At 63.7% G+C, this 16,458-nt stretch carries 19 protein-coding genes; 11 read left to right on the top strand and 8 right to left on the bottom strand.

Annotated features, from left to right (window positions below; all coding sequences use genetic code 11):
• Window positions 1–12 precede the first annotated feature (12 nt).
• A complete protein-coding gene (gene pdhA, locus DXY04_RS06335; RefSeq protein ID WP_114988422.1) occupies window positions 13–1,098 on the bottom strand; it encodes a pyruvate dehydrogenase (acetyl-transferring) E1 component subunit alpha in 1,086 nt (361 codons plus the stop codon).
• A gap of 100 nt (window positions 1,099–1,198) precedes the next feature.
• Here pdhA and DXY04_RS06340 point away from each other — a divergent pair, with 100 nt between their 5' ends.
• The 5 genes from DXY04_RS06340 (at window position 1,199) to DXY04_RS06360 (ending at window position 7,028) form a co-directional block, all read left to right on the top strand.
• Window positions 1,199–3,214, top strand: a complete 2,016-nt coding sequence (locus DXY04_RS06340; RefSeq protein WP_115161436.1) for an ARC6/PARC6 family protein — start codon at window positions 1,199–1,201, stop codon at window positions 3,212–3,214.
• A gap of 68 nt (window positions 3,215–3,282) precedes the next feature.
• Window positions 3,283–4,734: a signal recognition particle protein gene (gene ffh, locus DXY04_RS06345; protein ID WP_115161437.1), complete on the top strand. Its 1,452-nt coding sequence runs from the start codon at window positions 3,283–3,285 to the stop codon at window positions 4,732–4,734.
• 79 nt (window positions 4,735–4,813) lie between these two features.
• The gene (gene rpsP / locus DXY04_RS06350) at window positions 4,814–5,224 is read left to right on the top strand and encodes a 30S ribosomal protein S16 (protein WP_115161438.1); all 411 of its coding nucleotides are present in this window, start codon (window positions 4,814–4,816) and stop codon (window positions 5,222–5,224) included.
• Window positions 5,225–5,232: 8 nt separating this feature from the next.
• Window positions 5,233–6,228, top strand: coding sequence for a PhoH family protein (locus DXY04_RS06355; RefSeq protein ID WP_115161439.1), 996 nt, complete (start codon window positions 5,233–5,235; stop codon window positions 6,226–6,228).
• Between the two features lie 68 nt (window positions 6,229–6,296).
• Entirely contained in the window at window positions 6,297–7,028 is a 732-nt protein-coding gene (locus tag DXY04_RS06360) for a Bax inhibitor-1 family protein (protein ID WP_114988417.1), read from the top strand.
• Window positions 7,029–7,086: 58 nt separating this feature from the next.
• Here DXY04_RS06360 and DXY04_RS06365 read toward each other — a convergent pair whose 3' ends face one another.
• Window positions 7,087–7,608 carry a hypothetical protein gene (locus tag DXY04_RS06365; RefSeq protein WP_115161440.1) on the bottom strand — a complete coding sequence of 174 codons (522 nt, stop codon included), beginning with the start codon at window positions 7,606–7,608 and terminating at the stop codon, window positions 7,087–7,089.
• Between the two features lie 88 nt (window positions 7,609–7,696).
• Here DXY04_RS06365 and era point away from each other — a divergent pair, with 88 nt between their 5' ends.
• From era to larB, 5 genes are all read left to right on the top strand, one after another.
• Window positions 7,697–8,632 carry a GTPase Era gene (gene era / locus DXY04_RS06370; protein ID WP_115161441.1) on the top strand — a complete coding sequence of 312 codons (936 nt, stop codon included), beginning with the start codon at window positions 7,697–7,699 and terminating at the stop codon, window positions 8,630–8,632.
• Window positions 8,633–8,669: 37 nt separating this feature from the next.
• Complete coding sequence (locus tag DXY04_RS06375) at window positions 8,670–9,131, top strand: phycobiliprotein lyase (RefSeq protein WP_115161442.1); 462 nt, start codon at window positions 8,670–8,672, stop codon at window positions 9,129–9,131.
• 6 nt (window positions 9,132–9,137) lie between these two features.
• Entirely contained in the window at window positions 9,138–10,343 is a 1,206-nt protein-coding gene (trmD, locus tag DXY04_RS06380; RefSeq protein WP_115161443.1) for a tRNA (guanosine(37)-N1)-methyltransferase TrmD, read from the top strand.
• A 90-nt stretch (window positions 10,344–10,433) separates the two neighbouring features.
• Window positions 10,434–10,787, top strand: a complete 354-nt coding sequence (locus DXY04_RS06385) for a TIGR03792 family protein (RefSeq protein ID WP_371634524.1) — start codon at window positions 10,434–10,436, stop codon at window positions 10,785–10,787.
• Entirely contained in the window at window positions 10,784–11,458 is a 675-nt protein-coding gene (gene larB, locus DXY04_RS06390; RefSeq protein WP_115161445.1) for a nickel pincer cofactor biosynthesis protein LarB, read from the top strand. The genes DXY04_RS06385 and larB overlap by 4 nt, the downstream gene beginning before the upstream one ends.
• A gap of 4 nt (window positions 11,459–11,462) precedes the next feature.
• On the opposite strand, the gene DXY04_RS12090 is transcribed toward larB, so the two are convergent.
• The 5 genes from DXY04_RS12090 to DXY04_RS06410 form a co-directional block, all read right to left on the bottom strand.
• Window positions 11,463–11,621 carry a hypothetical protein gene (locus tag DXY04_RS12090; RefSeq protein ID WP_170951347.1) on the bottom strand — a complete coding sequence of 53 codons (159 nt, stop codon included), beginning with the start codon at window positions 11,619–11,621 and terminating at the stop codon, window positions 11,463–11,465.
• Window positions 11,622–11,719: 98 nt separating this feature from the next.
• Window positions 11,720–12,664: a DUF1517 domain-containing protein gene (locus tag DXY04_RS06395; RefSeq protein ID WP_115161446.1), complete on the bottom strand. Its 945-nt coding sequence runs from the start codon at window positions 12,662–12,664 to the stop codon at window positions 11,720–11,722.
• Window positions 12,665–12,682: 18 nt separating this feature from the next.
• Window positions 12,683–12,901, bottom strand: a complete 219-nt coding sequence (gene thiS / locus DXY04_RS06400; RefSeq protein WP_115161447.1) for a sulfur carrier protein ThiS — start codon at window positions 12,899–12,901, stop codon at window positions 12,683–12,685.
• 3 nt (window positions 12,902–12,904) lie between these two features.
• Window positions 12,905–13,963: a thiamine phosphate synthase gene (locus DXY04_RS06405; protein ID WP_115161448.1), complete on the bottom strand. Its 1,059-nt coding sequence runs from the start codon at window positions 13,961–13,963 to the stop codon at window positions 12,905–12,907.
• Window positions 13,964–14,097: 134 nt separating this feature from the next.
• Entirely contained in the window at window positions 14,098–15,039 is a 942-nt protein-coding gene (locus DXY04_RS06410) for a bifunctional riboflavin kinase/FAD synthetase (RefSeq protein ID WP_115161449.1), read from the bottom strand.
• Window positions 15,040–15,093: 54 nt separating this feature from the next.
• Between DXY04_RS06410 and DXY04_RS06415 the strand changes: the two genes are divergently transcribed.
• The gene (locus tag DXY04_RS06415; protein WP_115161450.1) at window positions 15,094–15,654 is read left to right on the top strand and encodes a DUF3611 family protein; all 561 of its coding nucleotides are present in this window, start codon (window positions 15,094–15,096) and stop codon (window positions 15,652–15,654) included.
• Here DXY04_RS06415 and surE read toward each other — a convergent pair.
• Complete coding sequence (gene surE / locus DXY04_RS06420; RefSeq protein WP_115081994.1) at window positions 15,639–16,448, bottom strand: 5'/3'-nucleotidase SurE; 810 nt, start codon at window positions 16,446–16,448, stop codon at window positions 15,639–15,641. The genes DXY04_RS06415 and surE overlap by 16 nt on opposite strands.
• Window positions 16,449–16,458 lie beyond the last annotated feature (10 nt).

The following is a 16,458-nucleotide window of genomic DNA, read 5'->3' on the forward strand; positions in this document are numbered from 1 at the left end:
CGTTCGGTTGAATCAGTCTTCCGCCCAGATGTAGCGCGTGAGTTCTGCGGGATCTGGCTCGGGTGCCGAGAGGGCGAAGTCAACGCAGTCCTGAACGATGCCGTCGATCTCCTTTTCGATGGCGCGCAGCTCTTCGCTGTTCACCAGACCCGCTTGGGTCAGGTCCCGCTCGAGGGCTTTGAGGGGATCACGCTTGGCCCAGAACTGCTTTTCTTCCTCCGCCCGCAGTTCGTCCGGGTCGGCCAGGGAATGACCGCGGAAGCGATAGGTGAGGCACTCCAGCAAGGTCGGACCTTCACCCGCCCTGGCCCGTTCCACGGCGCGTTGGGCCGCTGCCCGCACCGCCAGAACGTCCATGCCATCCACTTCTTCTCCGGCCATGCCGAAGGAGCTGGCCTTGCGCCAGATCTCCGGGTCACTGGTGGCCCGGTCGTGGGCCATGCCAATGGCCCATTTGTTGTTTTCGACCACGAAAATGATCGGCAGCTTCCACAGCTGCGCCATGTTCATGCACTCGAAGAACTGACCGTTGTTGCAGGTTCCATCGCCGAAGAACGCTGCTGTCACGGCGTTGCTGGAGGCATCACCGAGGGCGTCGCGCTTGTAGCGGCTGGTGAAGGCAGAGCCGAGTGCCACGGGAATGCCCTCAGCGATGAAGGCAAAGCCGCCAAGAAGGTGATGCTCCTTGGAGAACAGGTGCATTGAGCCGCCACGACCCTTGCTGCAACCGGTCTCCTTGCCGAAGAGTTCGCTCATCACTTCGCGGGCCGGCACGCCGGCACTCAAGGCATGCACGTGGTCGCGGTAGGTGCTGCAGAACCAGTCGTGCTGACGCTTCATCGCACCGATCACACCGGTGCTCACCGCTTCCTGACCGTTGTAGAGGTGCACGAAGCCAAACATCTTGCCCCGGTAGTACATCTCGGCGCATTTGTCCTCGAAGCGCCGGCCCAGGGTCATGTCCCGGTACAGCTCCAGACCGGTCTCCCGGTCCACGCTGGCCCGTTGTGCCGTCACCAATTTGGAGAGCCGTTCGGCATGGGGACCAGCAGTCGCAGTGCCAATCGGAGCGGAATCGACAGCGAGGTCCTGACCCATGTCCACCTAAGGATTGCAATCAACTTTAAGGGCCAACCGACGAGCGATGGGCAAAACCCCTGACACTGACTAAGATCCGCGTCTCCTCGCAGCGGCGCTGTTGGATCTGCCCATCGATCATTTCCGACTTCTGGGCGTCAGTCCATCGGCAGCGCCAGAGGCGATTCTGCGCCGCTTGGAAACCCGCTGTGACAGTCCTCCGGATCAGGGCTTCACCCACGAGGTTCTGCTCCTAAGGGCCGATCTGCTGCGCCGCTCCGCCGATCTGCTGACCGATCCCGCCGACAGGGCCGAGTACGAAGCAGCCCTGTTGCGCCTCAGTGAATCCCATCCCAACGGAACGGTGGGCCTGGACCTTCCCACCAGCAGTGAGGTGGCGGGCCTGATGCTGCTCTGGGAGGCCAATGGCGCTCTCGAGGCCTTTCAGTTGGCGCGGCAGGGTCTCCAGCCCCCTCAGGCTCCCGCCCTCGGCAGTGGCCGTGAAGCGGACCTGACGCTCCTGGCCGCCCTGGCCTGCCGCGATGCTGCTTTGGAGGAACATGACCAACGGCGCTATGAGTCGGCGGCCCAACTTTTGATCGACGGCATTGAGCTGCAACAGCGGATGGGCAAGCTGCCCGACCAGCAACGCCAGCTGGAAGACGCCTTGCAGGGGCTGACTCCCTTCAGGATTCTGGATCTGCTCAGCCGTGATCTCGGCGATCAGGACTCCCATCAACGGGGGTTGACGCTGTTGGATGAGCTGGTTGTGGCCCGTGGTGGTTTGGAGGCCGCCGATGCTGATGGTGATCAGCCCGGCAGCCTCAGCCAGGAGGATTTCGAATCGTTCTTCCATCAGATCCGCCGCTTCCTGACCGTTCAGGAGCAGATCGATCTGTTCAGCCGCTGGTTTGAGGGGGGCGCAGCCGATGCCGGTTTCCTCACGGTTCTGGCGCTAACCGCAGCGGGGTTCTCGCGGCGCAAGCCTGAATTCCTCGAGCAGGCCCGCGACCGGCTGCAGACGCTTGCCAATGCCGACCTCGATCCCATGCCGCTGCTTGGCTGCCTGGATCTGCTGTTGGGCAACGTCAAGGATGCGGATCGGCATTTCGCCGTTCTGAGAGATCCGGATCTTCAGGCCTGGTTTTTGAACCACCCCGGTGATCGGTTGGCCGCGCAATGCGAGTACTGCCGGGCTTGGCTTGAACGCGATGTGTTGCCGGGATATCGCGACGTCGATGCCTCCGGTGCTGATCTGGATGCCTGGTTCGCTGATCGTGACGTGCAGGGTTTTGTCGATCGTCTCGATCGCAAGGCGTCGCGCCAGATCGGTGCTGAAGAGATCAGCTTGGCCTGGGCAACGGCAGGCGATGCATCCCTTGCGGCCTCGAGCGGCGCAGCTGAATCAGACCAGGGCGTTGACTCCGAAGACGCGGATGCCACGCCGTTCTGGCAACAACTTTTCTGGCAGCAACGTTTCTGCCAGCAAAGTTGGTTCCGCCCCGCTGCTGCCGCTGTGGCCCTGGTTGGGATCACCGTTGCGGGTTTCGGCCTGGTTCGACGCAGCTGGGATCCTGCGCCGGTGTTGCCGGAAACCGCTTCACTCTCCGCTGAGCAGCAGGCAGGCGACGAGGTTGACGAGACGCAGGAGCTCGATGTTGCTTCGTCTCCGGTGAATGACGCGCTGGTGGATGACGCGCCCATCGCCAGCCTGAAGCCCGACCTTGAGCCTTCAGCGCCCACAGAACCACTGCTCAGTGAGGCCCCCACCCAAGCTGAGCTTCAGGCTTTGCTCCAGGGATGGCTTGATGCCAAGGCGTTGATGCTCTCCGGTGAGCCGGCTGATCTTTCCGTCGTGGCGAGGGAGCCCCTGGTGAAGCGCGTGGAGCTTGAGCGGGAAGCTGATCAGGCTGCAGGGCGATCCAAGTCGATTGATGCCTCCATCACCAGCATCGAGGTGGTCGACCGCAAGCCTCAGAGGATTGAACTGCTGGCCCAGGTGGCCTACAGCGATCGCCTTCAGGCTGCTGATGGAACCGTCATTGATGAGACGGCACCGACTGATTTCAGCGTGACCTACGTGCTCGGCAGAGATGGAACCCAATGGCGTTTGCACGACTACATCCCGGGCTCCTGAGTTGCTTGACCGGGTTGCTTGACCGTCGCTTTTTACGATCACCACATTGATCCAGGGGCGTAACGCCGATGTTCGACGAGCTTTCAGCCCGTTTTGAGGATGCGGTCAAGGGGCTGCGTGGCCAAGACAGCATCAGCGAAACCAACGTCGATGGAGCCCTGAAGGACGTCCGTCGGGCCTTGCTGGAAGCTGACGTCAGCCTGCCGGTGGTGAAGGAGTTCGTGGCTGAGGTCCGCGACAAAGCCGTTGGTGCGGAGGTGGTGCGCGGGGTCAGCCCGGATCAGAAGTTCATCCAGGTGGTCCATGAACAGCTCGTGGAGGTCATGGGGGGTGATAACGCTCCTCTGGCCAAGGCGGCTGAAGCTCCCACCGTCGTGTTGATGGCCGGTCTTCAGGGTGCCGGTAAAACCACCGCAACGGCCAAGTTGGGCCTCCACCTCAAGGATCAGGGTCGACGAGCCCTGATGGTCGGCGCCGACGTTTACCGACCAGCCGCCATCGAGCAGTTGAAAACGCTCGGTGCTCAGATCGATGTGGAGGTGTTCAGCCTCGGTGCTGAGGCCAAACCGGAAGACATTGCAGCTGCTGGTCTGGCCAAGGCGAAAGAGGAAGGCTTCGACACGCTCCTGGTCGACACCGCCGGTCGCCTCCAGATCGACACCGAGATGATGGAGGAGATGGTGCGGATCCGCACCGCTGTGCAGCCCGATGAGGTGCTGCTGGTTGTGGATTCGATGATCGGTCAGGAAGCGGCCGAACTCACCCGCGCCTTCCACGACCAGGTGGGCATCACCGGAGCGGTGCTCACCAAGCTTGATGGTGATTCCCGCGGTGGTGCCGCCCTTTCGATCCGCAAGGTGAGCGGTCAGCCGATCAAGTTCATCGGCACCGGAGAGAAGGTGGAGGCCCTGCAGCCGTTCCATCCCGAACGGATGGCCAGCCGCATCCTCGGCATGGGTGATGTGCTGACGCTGGTGGAGAAGGCCCAGAAGGAGGTCGAACTCGCCGACGTCGAAAAGATGCAGAAGAAGCTGCAGGAGGCGACGTTTGATTTCTCGGACTTCGTGAAGCAGATGCGCTTGATCAAGCGCATGGGCTCGCTGGGGGGTCTGATGAAAATGATCCCGGGCATGAACAAGATCGATGACGGCATGCTCAAGCAGGGGGAGCAGCAGCTCAAGCGCATCGAGGCCATGATCGGCTCGATGACCCAGCAGGAGCGGGAAAATCCCGACCTCCTGGCGAGTCAACCCTCAAGGCGTCGCCGGATTGCCAGCGGCAGCGGCCATCAGGCCGCAGATGTGGACAAGGTGCTGGCCGACTTCCAGAAAATGCGCGGCTTCATGCAGCAGATGAGCCAGGGCAACATGCCCGGCATGGGAGGCATGCCTGGGATGGGCGGAATGCCAGGAATGCCTGGAATGGGTGGCATGCCCGGAGGTGGAGGTCGTCCCGGTCGCGGTGGACCACCGAAGCGGCAGCGACCCGCCAAGAAGAAGAAGGGCTTCGGGGATCTATGAGGGCGGAACGGTATGGTGGTTGTTTGGCGGGCCTTTGGGCGTCGCCGGACCACCTCTTTTCCTTCATTCCAGGGCCACGATGATCAAGCTCCGCCTGAAGCGGTTTGGCAAGAAGCGGGAAGCGAGCTTCCGCCTCGTGGCCTGCAACAGCACCTCACGTCGGGACGGTCGTCCCCTGCAGGAGCTGGGCTTCTACAACCCGCGGACGAAGGAAACGCGCCTCGATACCGAGGCCATCCGTGAGCGTCTGGGTCAGGGTGCCCAACCCACCGATGTGGTTCGCACGCTGCTCGAGCGCGGCGGTCTTCTGGAAAAGACCGTGCGTCCTGCAGAGACCGTGGGCAAGGCCAAGCAAGCGGCCAAGCGTGAAGCTGATGCCAAGCAAGCCGCCAAGGAGGCTGCTGAGGCCAAGGCTGCAGCAGCTGCTGAGGAGAAGGCTGCAGAAGCTGAAGCTTCTGATTCCGCAGAATCCGAATCCACCGAGGGCTGATCATTCCGGTGTCTGACGACGGCGAACGCGGCCGTTTCGTTCTCGACCTGCCTGATCCCGATGCTGCACTGGCCCTCGCCGGTGAAGCCGAAACAACCCTGCATCGCCTGGAAGCTCTGACCGGAGCCTCCATGGTGTTGCGGGGTCTTCAACTGGTGATCACCGGGCGGCCAACGCAGATTGAGAGGGCTGCTGCGGTTGTGGAATTGGTGCGCCCGATCTGGCAGGACGGCCAGTCGGTGTCACCGGTGGACCTCCAGTCGGCGCTGGGAGCACTCAACACCGGCCGCGGCGATGACCATGCCGCCATGGGCGAGCAGGTGTTGGCGAAAAGCCAGAAGGGCAACCTGCTCCGCCCGCGCACCCTGCGCCAGAAAAAATACGTGGACGCCATGGAGCGCCACGACCTCACCTTTGCCCTCGGTCCTGCCGGCACCGGCAAAACCTTTCTCGCCACCGTTCTCGCGGTTCGGATGCTCACCGAACGCAAGGTGGAGCGCCTGATTCTCACCCGGCCGGCTGTTGAAGCCGGGGAGCGCCTGGGCTTCCTGCCGGGCGACCTGCAGCAGAAGGTGGACCCCTATCTGCGTCCGCTCTACGACGCTTTGCACTCCCTGCTCGGAGCGGAGAAAACCACTGTGCTGTTGGAGAAGGGCGTGATCGAGGTCGCTCCCCTGGCTTACATGCGAGGCCGCACCCTGAGCGATGCCTTTGTGATCCTGGATGAGGCTCAGAACACCACGCCGGCTCAGATGCGCATGGTGCTCACCCGCCTGGGGGAGCGTTCGCGAATGGTGGTGACCGGAGACATCACCCAGGTGGATCTTCCGTCCACCGTGCAGAGCGGTTTGGTGGAGGCGTCCGAGGTGTTGGAGGGCGTTGAAGGGGTTTCGGTCTGCCGCCTCACCGCTGCGGATGTGGTGCGCCATCCCCTCGTGCAGCGGGTGGTGGAGGCCTATGCCCGCCGGGACGAACGCAAAACGCCCAAAGTTCAGCGTCGATAGGGAGATCCACACCCCAATCCCTTGTCACCGCTGGCAGGATGTGATGAGTCTTTGGTGACCTGGTCGACATGCCAGCAAGCAGCAATTTCCAGGAGGCGATCCGCGAGGCGCAATCGAGCGCCCTCGTCGGCCCCAACGTCGTCAATAAAGCGCTGCCCTACGTCGGCGGCGGCATGGTGCTCACCTCAATCGGGGTGATTGGTGGTCTTTCGATGATGGCCACACCGCTGTTCATGCCCCTGTTCTGGGTGGCTGTGATCGGCAACCTGGTGCTGTTCTTCGTGGCGCAGAACGTCGCTTTGAAGGGCAACAACGCCACAGCCTTGCCGCTGCTGTCGGTCTACAGCCTGATCACCGGTTTCACCCTGAGTGGTCTCGTGGCTTTGGCGGGAGCCGTTGCGGGTGTGGGTGCAGTCGGCACCGCCGCACTGGCCACCGGAATCACCTTCGTGATTGCCTCGATCGTTGGCCGTCGCATGAGCGATTCCGTTGGCCAGGCGCTCTCCGGAGTGGTGGGTCTTGGATTGATCGGCTTGATCCTGGCGATGGTCGTCCAGTTCATCGGCGGCATCTTTGCCCCTGCCATGTTCCATGGCACCAGCTTCGAGCTGATGATCGCCGGATTCGGCACCGTTCTCTTCGTGGGCGCCGCCTTCGTCGACTTCTACACGATGCCCCGCTCCTACCGGGATGACCAATACCTGGCAGGTGCCCTGAGCATGTACCTCACCTACATCAACCTGTTCATCTTCATCCTGCGCCTGATCATCGTGCTCAACGGTGGCGGTCGTCGCGACTGACGAAGCCAACGCAATCGAATCACCCCTAGCCCCGGCCTGTCCGGGGATTTTTTATGGCTTAGCCCTCAGCCACGGCATAGACGCTGTCTCCGATGGCTTGTTTCTGCTCGGTGTCGTACCCCCATTTCTCCAGGAAGGCGACGTCCTCACCGCGGTTGTCGAGGGCTGCGGCCAGCAGTTGCTCCAGGCGCTCCTTCACCTCTGCTGGTTCCAGCAGTCTGAGCAGTTCAATGCAACGGCTGCTGACCCGCTCCGAGCCGGCCTGCTGGGCCTCATCTCCCGACCGCCGGTGATGCACGGCCATGGCGGTGCTCATGGCCAGATTGCGGACGCTCAGATCCACAACGCCAGCCCCGGCGCCCCGCAGTTGCCCCACGACGGCATCGGGCAAACGATCCATCAGCACGCTCTCGCCCACCAGGCTCACCACGAAAAATCCCCGGGCACCATCGCGGCTGGCCACCATTTCACCGATGCGGTCGGCCAGCACCTCATCGCTGATCTCCTCGTTGTCCCACTGCTGCAGCCAGGCCGCTGTGATTTCCATGGCCTGCTGGAAGGTGGGTTGCTGATCCGCCATGGACCTGTTCAATTCCTGCCCTAAGGCTATGGGTCGATTCAACGGGCCGATTCGACGGGTCGATCCAATGGCGGCGCAGACTTAGAGCATGCATGCAACTCCCCTGCCAGAGAATTACCGCTCTGGCTTCATCGCACTGATCGGTCGCCCGAACGTGGGCAAATCCACGCTGGTGAATCAGCTGGTGGGGGAGAAGGTGGCCATCACATCGCCCGTGGCCCAGACCACCCGCAACCGCCTGCGGGCCATCCTCACCACGGAGGTGGCCCAGATGGTTCTGGTGGACACGCCTGGCATCCACAAACCCCACCACTTGCTGGGGGAACGGCTGGTGAAGAGTGCCCGCAGCGCCATCGGTGAAGTGGACCTGGTGGTGTTGCTGTTGGAGGGCTGCGAGCGCCCGGGGCGCGGTGATGCCTTCATCGTGAATCTGCTGCAGCAGCAGTCCCTGCCGGTGCTGGTGGCCCTGAACAAGTGGGACAAGCTGGCGGAGGAGCACCGCTCTGAAGCGGAAGAGGCCTATGCCGCCCTGCTGCAGGAGACGAATTGGCCGGTGCACCGCTGCAGCGCCCTGTCAGGCGAAGGCTGCGCAGAGCTCACAGCAGCGATGGCGGCTCAGTTGCCCTTGGGGCCACAGCTGTATCCGCCTGAGATGGTGAGTGATCAACCGGAGCGGGTGCTGCTGGGGGAACTCATTCGCGAGCAGGTGCTTCTGCACACGCGGGAGGAGGTGCCCCACAGCGTTGCCGTCACCATTGATCGCGTTGAGGAGTTGCCGGCCAAGGGCAAGGGTTCGGGTCGAACGGCCGTCCTGGCAACGGTTCTGGTGGAACGGAAGAGTCAGAAGGGGATCCTGATCGGCAAAGGCGGGGCGATGCTCAAGACGATCGGCCAGGGGGCGCGGCTGCAGATGCAGGTGCTGATTGATGGCCCGGTGTATCTAGAGCTGTTCGTCAAGGTGGTGCCTGATTGGCGCAGCAAACCAGCCCGCTTGGCTGAGCTGGGTTACACAGGGGATCAATAACAAGAAGTGCCTGCCCCACGGCTGAGAGGATGGGCGCATGAGTGAACAAGCCTTTCCCCCGGAAGACCCTGGCTCCTTTCTGAGCCTCTGCGACGGGGAGTGGATGAGCCTTCGCAGTTGCTTTGAGCTGGCTGCCGGTGGTGATGACGAGTGGCACAGCAGTGAACGGGGTGAACTCACCGTTCGCTGCGTGAGCGAGCAGGGAGCTCTCGGCCAACTGCAGGTGCAGGCCCCTGGTGGAACCAGCAGCACCCTTACCTTCTCCGCTGATGGACAGCTGATCCTCGATGGTGATTCCCCAGGCAACTGGAGGTTCTGGCCTGACGGCAGCATGGAGTTGAACCTCAGCCGGGCTGACGGCGTGCAGGTTCAGGAGCGGATCTGGTTCACGCGGGCCAACCTGCGCCTGCGCAGCACCACGGCGGTGGATGCCCAGGGAACACCGGTGCAGGGCAGTTTCTGCACGGACATCCGCAGGGTGTCCAAACCCGCGGCCTGAGGCGGCATGGCCCCCTACCGCCTTGATGTGGTGAGCCTGGCGCCGCAGGCGTTTGCTCCTCTGCAGGAGCTGGGGGTGATCGGTCGTGCCTTCAACGCGGGCATTGCCGAGTTGCATCTGCACAACCCCAGGGACTTCGCCACGGATCGCCATCGCAAGGTGGACGACGAGCCCTACGGGGGCGGTGCCGGCATGGTGCTCAAGCCCGAGCCGGTGTTCGCCGCGATGGAGGCGATTCCCCGCAGTCCCCGCAGCCGGGTGCTGTTGATGTCACCGCAGGGGCGTCCCCTGCAGCAGGCGGATCTGCAGCGTTGGTCCAGTGACCACGATCAACTGGTTTTCCTCTGCGGTCACTACGAGGGCTTCGACGAGCGGATTCGCGGCCTGGCCGATGAGGAGGTGTCGGTGGGTGATTTCGTCCTCACCGGTGGTGAGCTGCCGGCGATGACGGTGATCAATGGTGTGGTGCGCCTGCTGCCCGGCACGGTGGGGACCGCCGATTCCCTGGTGGAGGAAAGCCACAGTGCACTCCTCCTGGAACACCCGCATTACACCCGCCCTGCCGACTTCCGCGGCATGACCGTTCCGGATGTGCTGCGCAGTGGCGACCATGGTGCCATCGCCCGGTGGCGCCAGGAGCAGCGGGAGCAGCGCACCCGCGAGCGGCGGCCCGATCTGTTTGCCCGCTGGCAGACCGCGACAATGAATGCCCCTTCAGATCCCGGCATGGAGCTGCGCATCGGCAACGGATACGACATCCATCGGCTGGTGCCCGGACGGGCCCTCATCCTCGGGGGTGTGACCCTGGACCATCCCGATGGTCTTGGCCTGGATGGCCACAGCGATGCCGATGTGCTTGTGCATGCGGTGATGGATGCGCTGCTCGGGGCCCTCGCCCTCGGTGACATCGGCAAGTATTTCCCCCCCACCGATCCCCAATGGAAAGGGGCCGACAGCTTGAAGCTGCTGGATCAGGTGGTGAAGCTGGTGAAGGAGCGCGGCTGGTCGGTGGTGAACATCGATGCGGTGGTGATCGCTGAGCGCCCCAAGCTCAAGCCGCACATCACCGAGATGAGCAGCCGGATGGCGTCTGCGATCGGCATCGCCCCCGATGCCGTCGGTGTGAAGGCCACCACCAATGAAGGCTTGGGTCCGGAGGGACGGGAAGAGGGCATCAGTTGCCAGGCTGTGGCCCTGCTGCAGCGGAGCTGAACCGTGCATCTCCTCCGGTCTGTGTTGCTTAGGGTCATCGCACCTTGTTTGGCGCTGGTTCTCTTGTTGGGCGGGCTTTCGGAGACAGAGGTGCGGGCAGAGTCCGACCCGATACGTGTTGACGTGGTGGCTGTGGTGGAGCACCTGCGGCTGCAGGTCCCCCGGGAGAGCCGTGAGCAGTGGATGGCGGCGGAACGCGGCAGCTGGGAGCCCTGGCTGAAGCAACAGCCGGGTTTTCTGGGCCGTGATCTGTTCTGGGATCCGGCCACCGAAGAGGGAACGTTGCTGATTCGTTGGAGCAGTCGTAAGGCATGGAAATCGATCTCCATGGCCGAGGTGGAGACGGTTCAGGAGCGCTTCGAGACCTTGGCCCGCGAGCAAACAGGACAGCGCCAGGGCAACCCGTTTCCGCTGGTGTTTGAAGGGGAACTGTTGCCGCAGTGACCACGCCGGATGCTCGCCTCGATCTGCGGCGCCGCCAGCGCTTGGGCATGGTCGAGGCCGTGTGGGGGGAGCACAAGACAGCCGATCAGATCATCGCCATCCTTGAAAGCTTTGCCGCAGCAGGAGAACTGGGTCTGGTGACCCGGGTGGATCCCGAAAAGGCGGCACGGGTGTGTGAGGCGTTGCCGGCGGTGGAACTGCATACCGATGCTCGCTGCCTCACCCTGGGTGCACTGCCTCCTGTGCCTGCGTCACCGGCTGCGGTGGCGGTGCTCAGTGGAGGCAGCAGTGATCGCACGGTGGTGGCGGAGGTCAGCTTGGCCCTGCGTTGCCACGGCATCGGCGTGGATCCTGTGATGGATGTGGGGGTGGCTGGATTGCACCGCTTGCTGGATCAACTGCCCCGTCTGGCCACGGCGCGGATCCTGATCGCCTGCGCGGGAATGGAGGGTGCGTTGCCAACGGTGCTGGCTGGTCTGGTGCCGCAACCGGTGATCGGCGTCCCGGTTTCGGTTGGCTATGGAATCAGCGCAGGGGGACGAACCGCTTTGGAAGGCATGCTCGCCAGCTGTGCTCCAGGCTTGACGGTTGTGAATATCGACAACGGCTACGGCGCAGCCATGGCTGCATTGCGGATGCTCAGGGGCTGTGCCCCGGATGCTTCAAGCTGAGGCTTCAGGCCGCAGCGGAAGGATCGATCTGGCCGAGACGCTGCAGCTCAGCACTGTTGTGATCGCACTCCACCTGCTGAAGCGCATGTACAAGAGCATCCAGATCAGCCCGCGCCAGCTCACCGTCCTGTTGCCATTGCATGGAGCGGGGGTCGGGAGCCAACGCTGGAGGTGCGCAATCTGATCATGCCAAGCTAGGCCTGATTGCTGGGGAGAAATACTCAGAAAACCTGTAGATGAGCCACGAATGGCTCTGGCATCTCAGAGGTGTTGGAGGTTGGGGTAAGCCGTCACCAGGTCATTGGCGCTCAGCACATCTCCGCGACCTTCCGGTTGCCAGATCACTTCGAGGGCCATGAGTTCACTGGAGGCTGTGGAACCAAGAATGCGCAGGGTCTGGCGCAGATCTTCTCCGGTGTCGGCTCCGGCGAGCTTGGCCGATGCCGTGGAGGCCACCAGCAAGGTCACAACGATGAATTCGTTGGTGGCATCAGCGTCTCCAGTGCTGTTGCTCGTGTCCGTGGTCCGCTGTCCGCCGACGTTGCTGGTGAGCTCAGCGTCCAGCTTGCTGCGCTCGTTCATCGAGAGGCGATTGAACGTCGATTCAGCCGAACTGAAGGGAACACTGCCGCTCTCGGCATTGGCGTAAACCCAGAGGTCCGGTTGGCGCAGCAGGGCCAGGGTTGTCTCCTGCAGCAGTCTCTGCAGACCTGAGGAACTGCTGGTGTCTGAAGAGGCGGCCAAGGAGCGCAGATCGTCCTGCAGGGATTTGGCACTGGCCAGCAGGCCCACCTGCACCTGAATCATGTTCACGTTGCGCGGCATGGCCGGCGCTGCAGCAGCACCACCGATCGAGGGGGCATTGCCAACGCCACGAAGGGCGTTCACCAACACGCCTGCGACCGCCATCAGGATCAGCAGACCAAACAGCCCGCCCCCACCGAAGCCGAAGATGGGGATGAGGAAGGGGAAGCCCATCCCGCCGCCGCGGTAGCCACCGCCGTAGCTGCCACCCCGGTAACTCCCACCGGATCGCGGCATCGAAGGAGCGCGGAAACTGCCCCCTCCCATGCGCCCACCGCGGGCGGCATCAGCCGGCTGTGCCTGGAACAGGCAGAGCCCCACAATCACCAGCGGCAACAAGAGCGATGCGAGCAGTCGTCGGGATCGTGTCAACAGTCGGGGAGTGGCCACAGCAGCGCCCACAGCATTGATCCGACGACTCTAGGAACCACCACCAACGATGGTGACGATCTCAAGGGTGTCGTCATCCTTCACCACGATGCTGTCCCAGCGGCTGCGGGGTGCTATCACGCCATTGTGCTCGGCCACCACCAGCTGGGGGTTGTTGGCCAGCAAGGCAACAACCGCCGCCAGGCTGGCGGGATCCGGTGCTGGATCCAGCACGCGGGCTTCACCGTTGACCATCAGGGTGAGAGGCATGGCTCAGAACGTGGCGTGGTCCAGCTGCTGGAGCAGTTGCCGCGAGGCCAGACCGCTGTCATCTGCGTGCATGATCGCGCCGATCACGGCCGCGCGCTGGCCACCTGCCGTGAGCAGTGCCGGCAGGTTGGCCGAGGTGATTCCACCGATGGCGAAGACGGGGCGTTGGCTGATCGCAGTGGCCTGCGCCAGGAGCTCCACACCCACAGGCTTCCGCTCGGGTTTGACGGCCGTGCAATGGATCGGGCCAAATCCGAGATAGTCGATTGGCTCCTGCTGAGCCTGATGAACCTGATCGATGCTGTGGGTGCTGCGGCCCAGCAGACGATCAACGCCCAACAGATCGCGGGCCACCTCGCTGGGCATGTCGTCCTGGCCCAGGTGCACCCCATCCGCATCCACCGCCAGGGCCAGGTCCACACGGTCATTGATGAACAACAGCGCCCCGAAGCGGTTGCAGAGCTGCCTGAGCTGCTGAGCTTCCCGCAGGCGTTCGCGGTCGTTCCCCGCTTTGCAGCGGTACTGCACCATCCCCACGCCGTTCCGCAGGGCGGCCTCCACCCGATCGGTCAGGTCATCGCAGGGGGTCGTGATCAGGCAGAGGCGAGCGTCCTTGAGTTTGTTGCGTCGCCGTGCTCCCAGGGTGGCGTTGAGGCAGGTCACCTCCAGGTCGTAAAGCTCATAGCGGATCGCTGCGGCTTCAGCGGCCAGCGCAGGATCGATGGAGCGGCCGTACTCCTCCAGCACCCGCAACGCCTCCTGCACCCGGGCGCAGTTGGCCGCCACCACGTGGTCGGGGCTGTGGCGATCGAGTTGGGCCGGATGCTCCAGTCCGGCGCCGGTGTCGGTGCTGGTGGAGCGGGCCTGCTTGTAGCTGTCGTGATGGAGTCGACCCAGGCGTTGACGCCAGTCCTTGAGGCGCACCACCAGATCCTGTTGCTCCAGCCCGAAGCGGCACCAGTCCTCAACCACCCTCAGGCCTTCCCGGGCACGGTCGAGGTTGGCGTCGATCAGGCGTGCCACCCGTGGATCCAGTGATGTCTCGCTTGGGGTTGGATTCATGGCACCCTGTGGGCAACGGTTTCGGCGTCGGTCATGGAGAACGGTGGTTCTGAGAGCACCATGCACGTTCTGGTCTGGGGAATCGTCCTTCTCGGCGGCATCGGCGTGTTCATCGTCTGGGGGCTGGTGAATGCCTATCCGACCGTGGCCTGAGAGCCGGTCTGAAGAATTTCGCGGGCCTGGGCTGCGTCGCGGCCGATCTGGCTGCTGAGCTCCTCGAGGCCGCTGAATTTGGTCTGGCCGCGCAAGCGCTGCACCGGCTCGACGCCCAGCTGCCGGCCTTCCAGTTCCAGGCTCTGATCCAGAAGGTGCACCTCCACGGCTGAAGGGGACGTGGGATCGATCGTGGGTTGGGGCCCGAGGTTCATCACGGCTGGCAGCCGATCGCCATCCCCATCCAGTTGGGCCCAGGCGGCGTAGACGCCAAGCCCTGGCAAGGCCTTACGGCCATCCACCTGGAGATTGGCGGTGGGCCAGCCCAGTTCACGCCCCAGGCCTCGGCCCCGCACCACCCGTCCCTGAAAGCGGTAGGCCCGACCCAGCAAGGCTTTGGCGGTGGTGAGGTCGGCCTGGTCGAGGGCCGCGCGGATGCGGCTGCTGCTCATCCGGCCCTCTTGGTCTTCAACGATCGGCACCACCTTCACCTCAACGCCGCTGCGAGCCGCCAGCCGTTCCAGCATTTCGGCGTCACCGCGCCGCTGATGACCGAAGCGGAAGTTGGTGCCCACGGCAATGCGCCGGGCCTGAAGTGTGTTCAGCAGCACGCTGGTGACGAAGTCCTCCGCACTCAGCTGAGCCAACTCGCGGGTGAAGGGCACCAGCACGAGCTGCTGGATCCCAAGCGGTTCCAGCAGAGCGAGTTTTTCGCTGGGTAGATCCAGCCTCAGGCGTGCCTCCCCGAATAGCACCTCACGGGGATGCGGCCAGAAGCTCACCACCGAGGCAACGGCATCGTCCGGGCTGTCCTGGATGGCCTCGGCGATCACGCGGCGATGGCCGGCATGCAGGCCATCGAAACTCCCCAGCGCCAGGGCAGTGGGCCGACGGGCTTCCTCTGGAGAGCAGAGCGGAATCAAAGAGGTGCAGAAGGGGCGCTTTGGTGGCAAGTTTGAACGACCGAGCACCAGGGCATGCCAGACCGCCTCGATTTCCAGAAGTTGTCGTTCGGCGTGCGTCGGATGGGATGGATCCGGTTCTGGATCCAGGTGGTCCTTGGCATCGTTGTGGTGGGCGTTCTGCTGTTCAACAACATCGGCGGCAGCCTGGCCCGCAATTCCGAACGTGCCGTGGGTCTGGGGCCTGGCCTTTCGCTCACATCACTGGCCTTCCTCGTGCTGCTGTTCAGCCTCTGGCAGGGCTGGCTGATCGTTCGGGCCGGTCGGGCCATCGACAGCGCGGCCCGTCCCAGTCGGGGCGAGGTGGCGCGGCTGATCAAACGGGGGCTGTTGGCGGATCTTCTGGGTCTCACCTTCGCCACCATTGGCTATCAGGCCCTCGCTGGCAGCCTGTTCGTGCAGGCCTCAATGCAGACTCCCGGAATTGCCATCGGCGGCCGCGGCATGGCCGACAACCTGGCGATCACCTCCCTGGAAATGCTGTCTGTGCTCAGCAACACCCAGGTGCTGTTCGCCCACCTAATCGGGGTGTTGTTCTCCCTTTGGTTGCTGCAGCGGGTTTACCGCACCAGTTGATCCTTGAGCTTGAGCTGCGGCAGTCCGCTGAGGGGGCCCCGCCAGAACAGGTCGGGCTGGATCGGTGTGAGTGAGGGGGAATTGGCGTGGATCTGAGCCACATCACTGGGCCAATCCCTTGGGCCTTCTCCGGCTGATTCCAGATCCTGCACGGCTTCTCCGGCCAGCCAGTAGTAGGCGCGGCCACGGGGGTCTTCCCGACGGCTGAATTGCTCGTCGTAGCGCCGGATCGAGAGACGGGTCCAGCGCAGTGCTCCCATCTCCTCCCGGGCACAGGGGGGGATGTTGAGGTTGAGCAGCAGGTTGTCGGGCCACTGGTCGGCGATGGCCTGTTCACTCACCTCAAGGGCAAGGTCGGCGGCCGCCTGAAACTGACGCCACTGGAAGCAGGCGCTGCTCACCGCCAGGGAACGAATGCCCTCAAGGGTGCCTTCCATCGCTGCGGCAACGGTGCCGGAGCAGAACACATCTGTTCCCAGGTTGGGGCCGTGATTGATGCCGGAGAGCACCAGGTCTGGCTTCTCCTTCACCAGTTCGAACAAGGCCAGCTTCATGCAGTCGGCGGGGGTGCCACTGCAGGCCCAGGCGGTGACCCCTGGGGCGAACAGTTCATCGGCCCGCTCGGCGCGGATGGGGGTCTGCAGGGTGAGGCCATGGCCTGTGGCCGACCGTTCCTGATCCGGGCAGACCACCGTTACCTCATGGCCGCGGGCTGCCGCTGCGGCGGCCAGGGTTCGGATGCCGTCGGCGAAGACCCCATCGTCATTGCTGATCAGGATCCGCAGTGGGGCCATGGGGTCATAC

The sequence above is a fragment of the Synechococcus sp. UW86 genome, assembly GCF_900474085.1.
GTDB lineage: Bacteria > Cyanobacteriota > Cyanobacteriia > PCC-6307 > Cyanobiaceae > Parasynechococcus.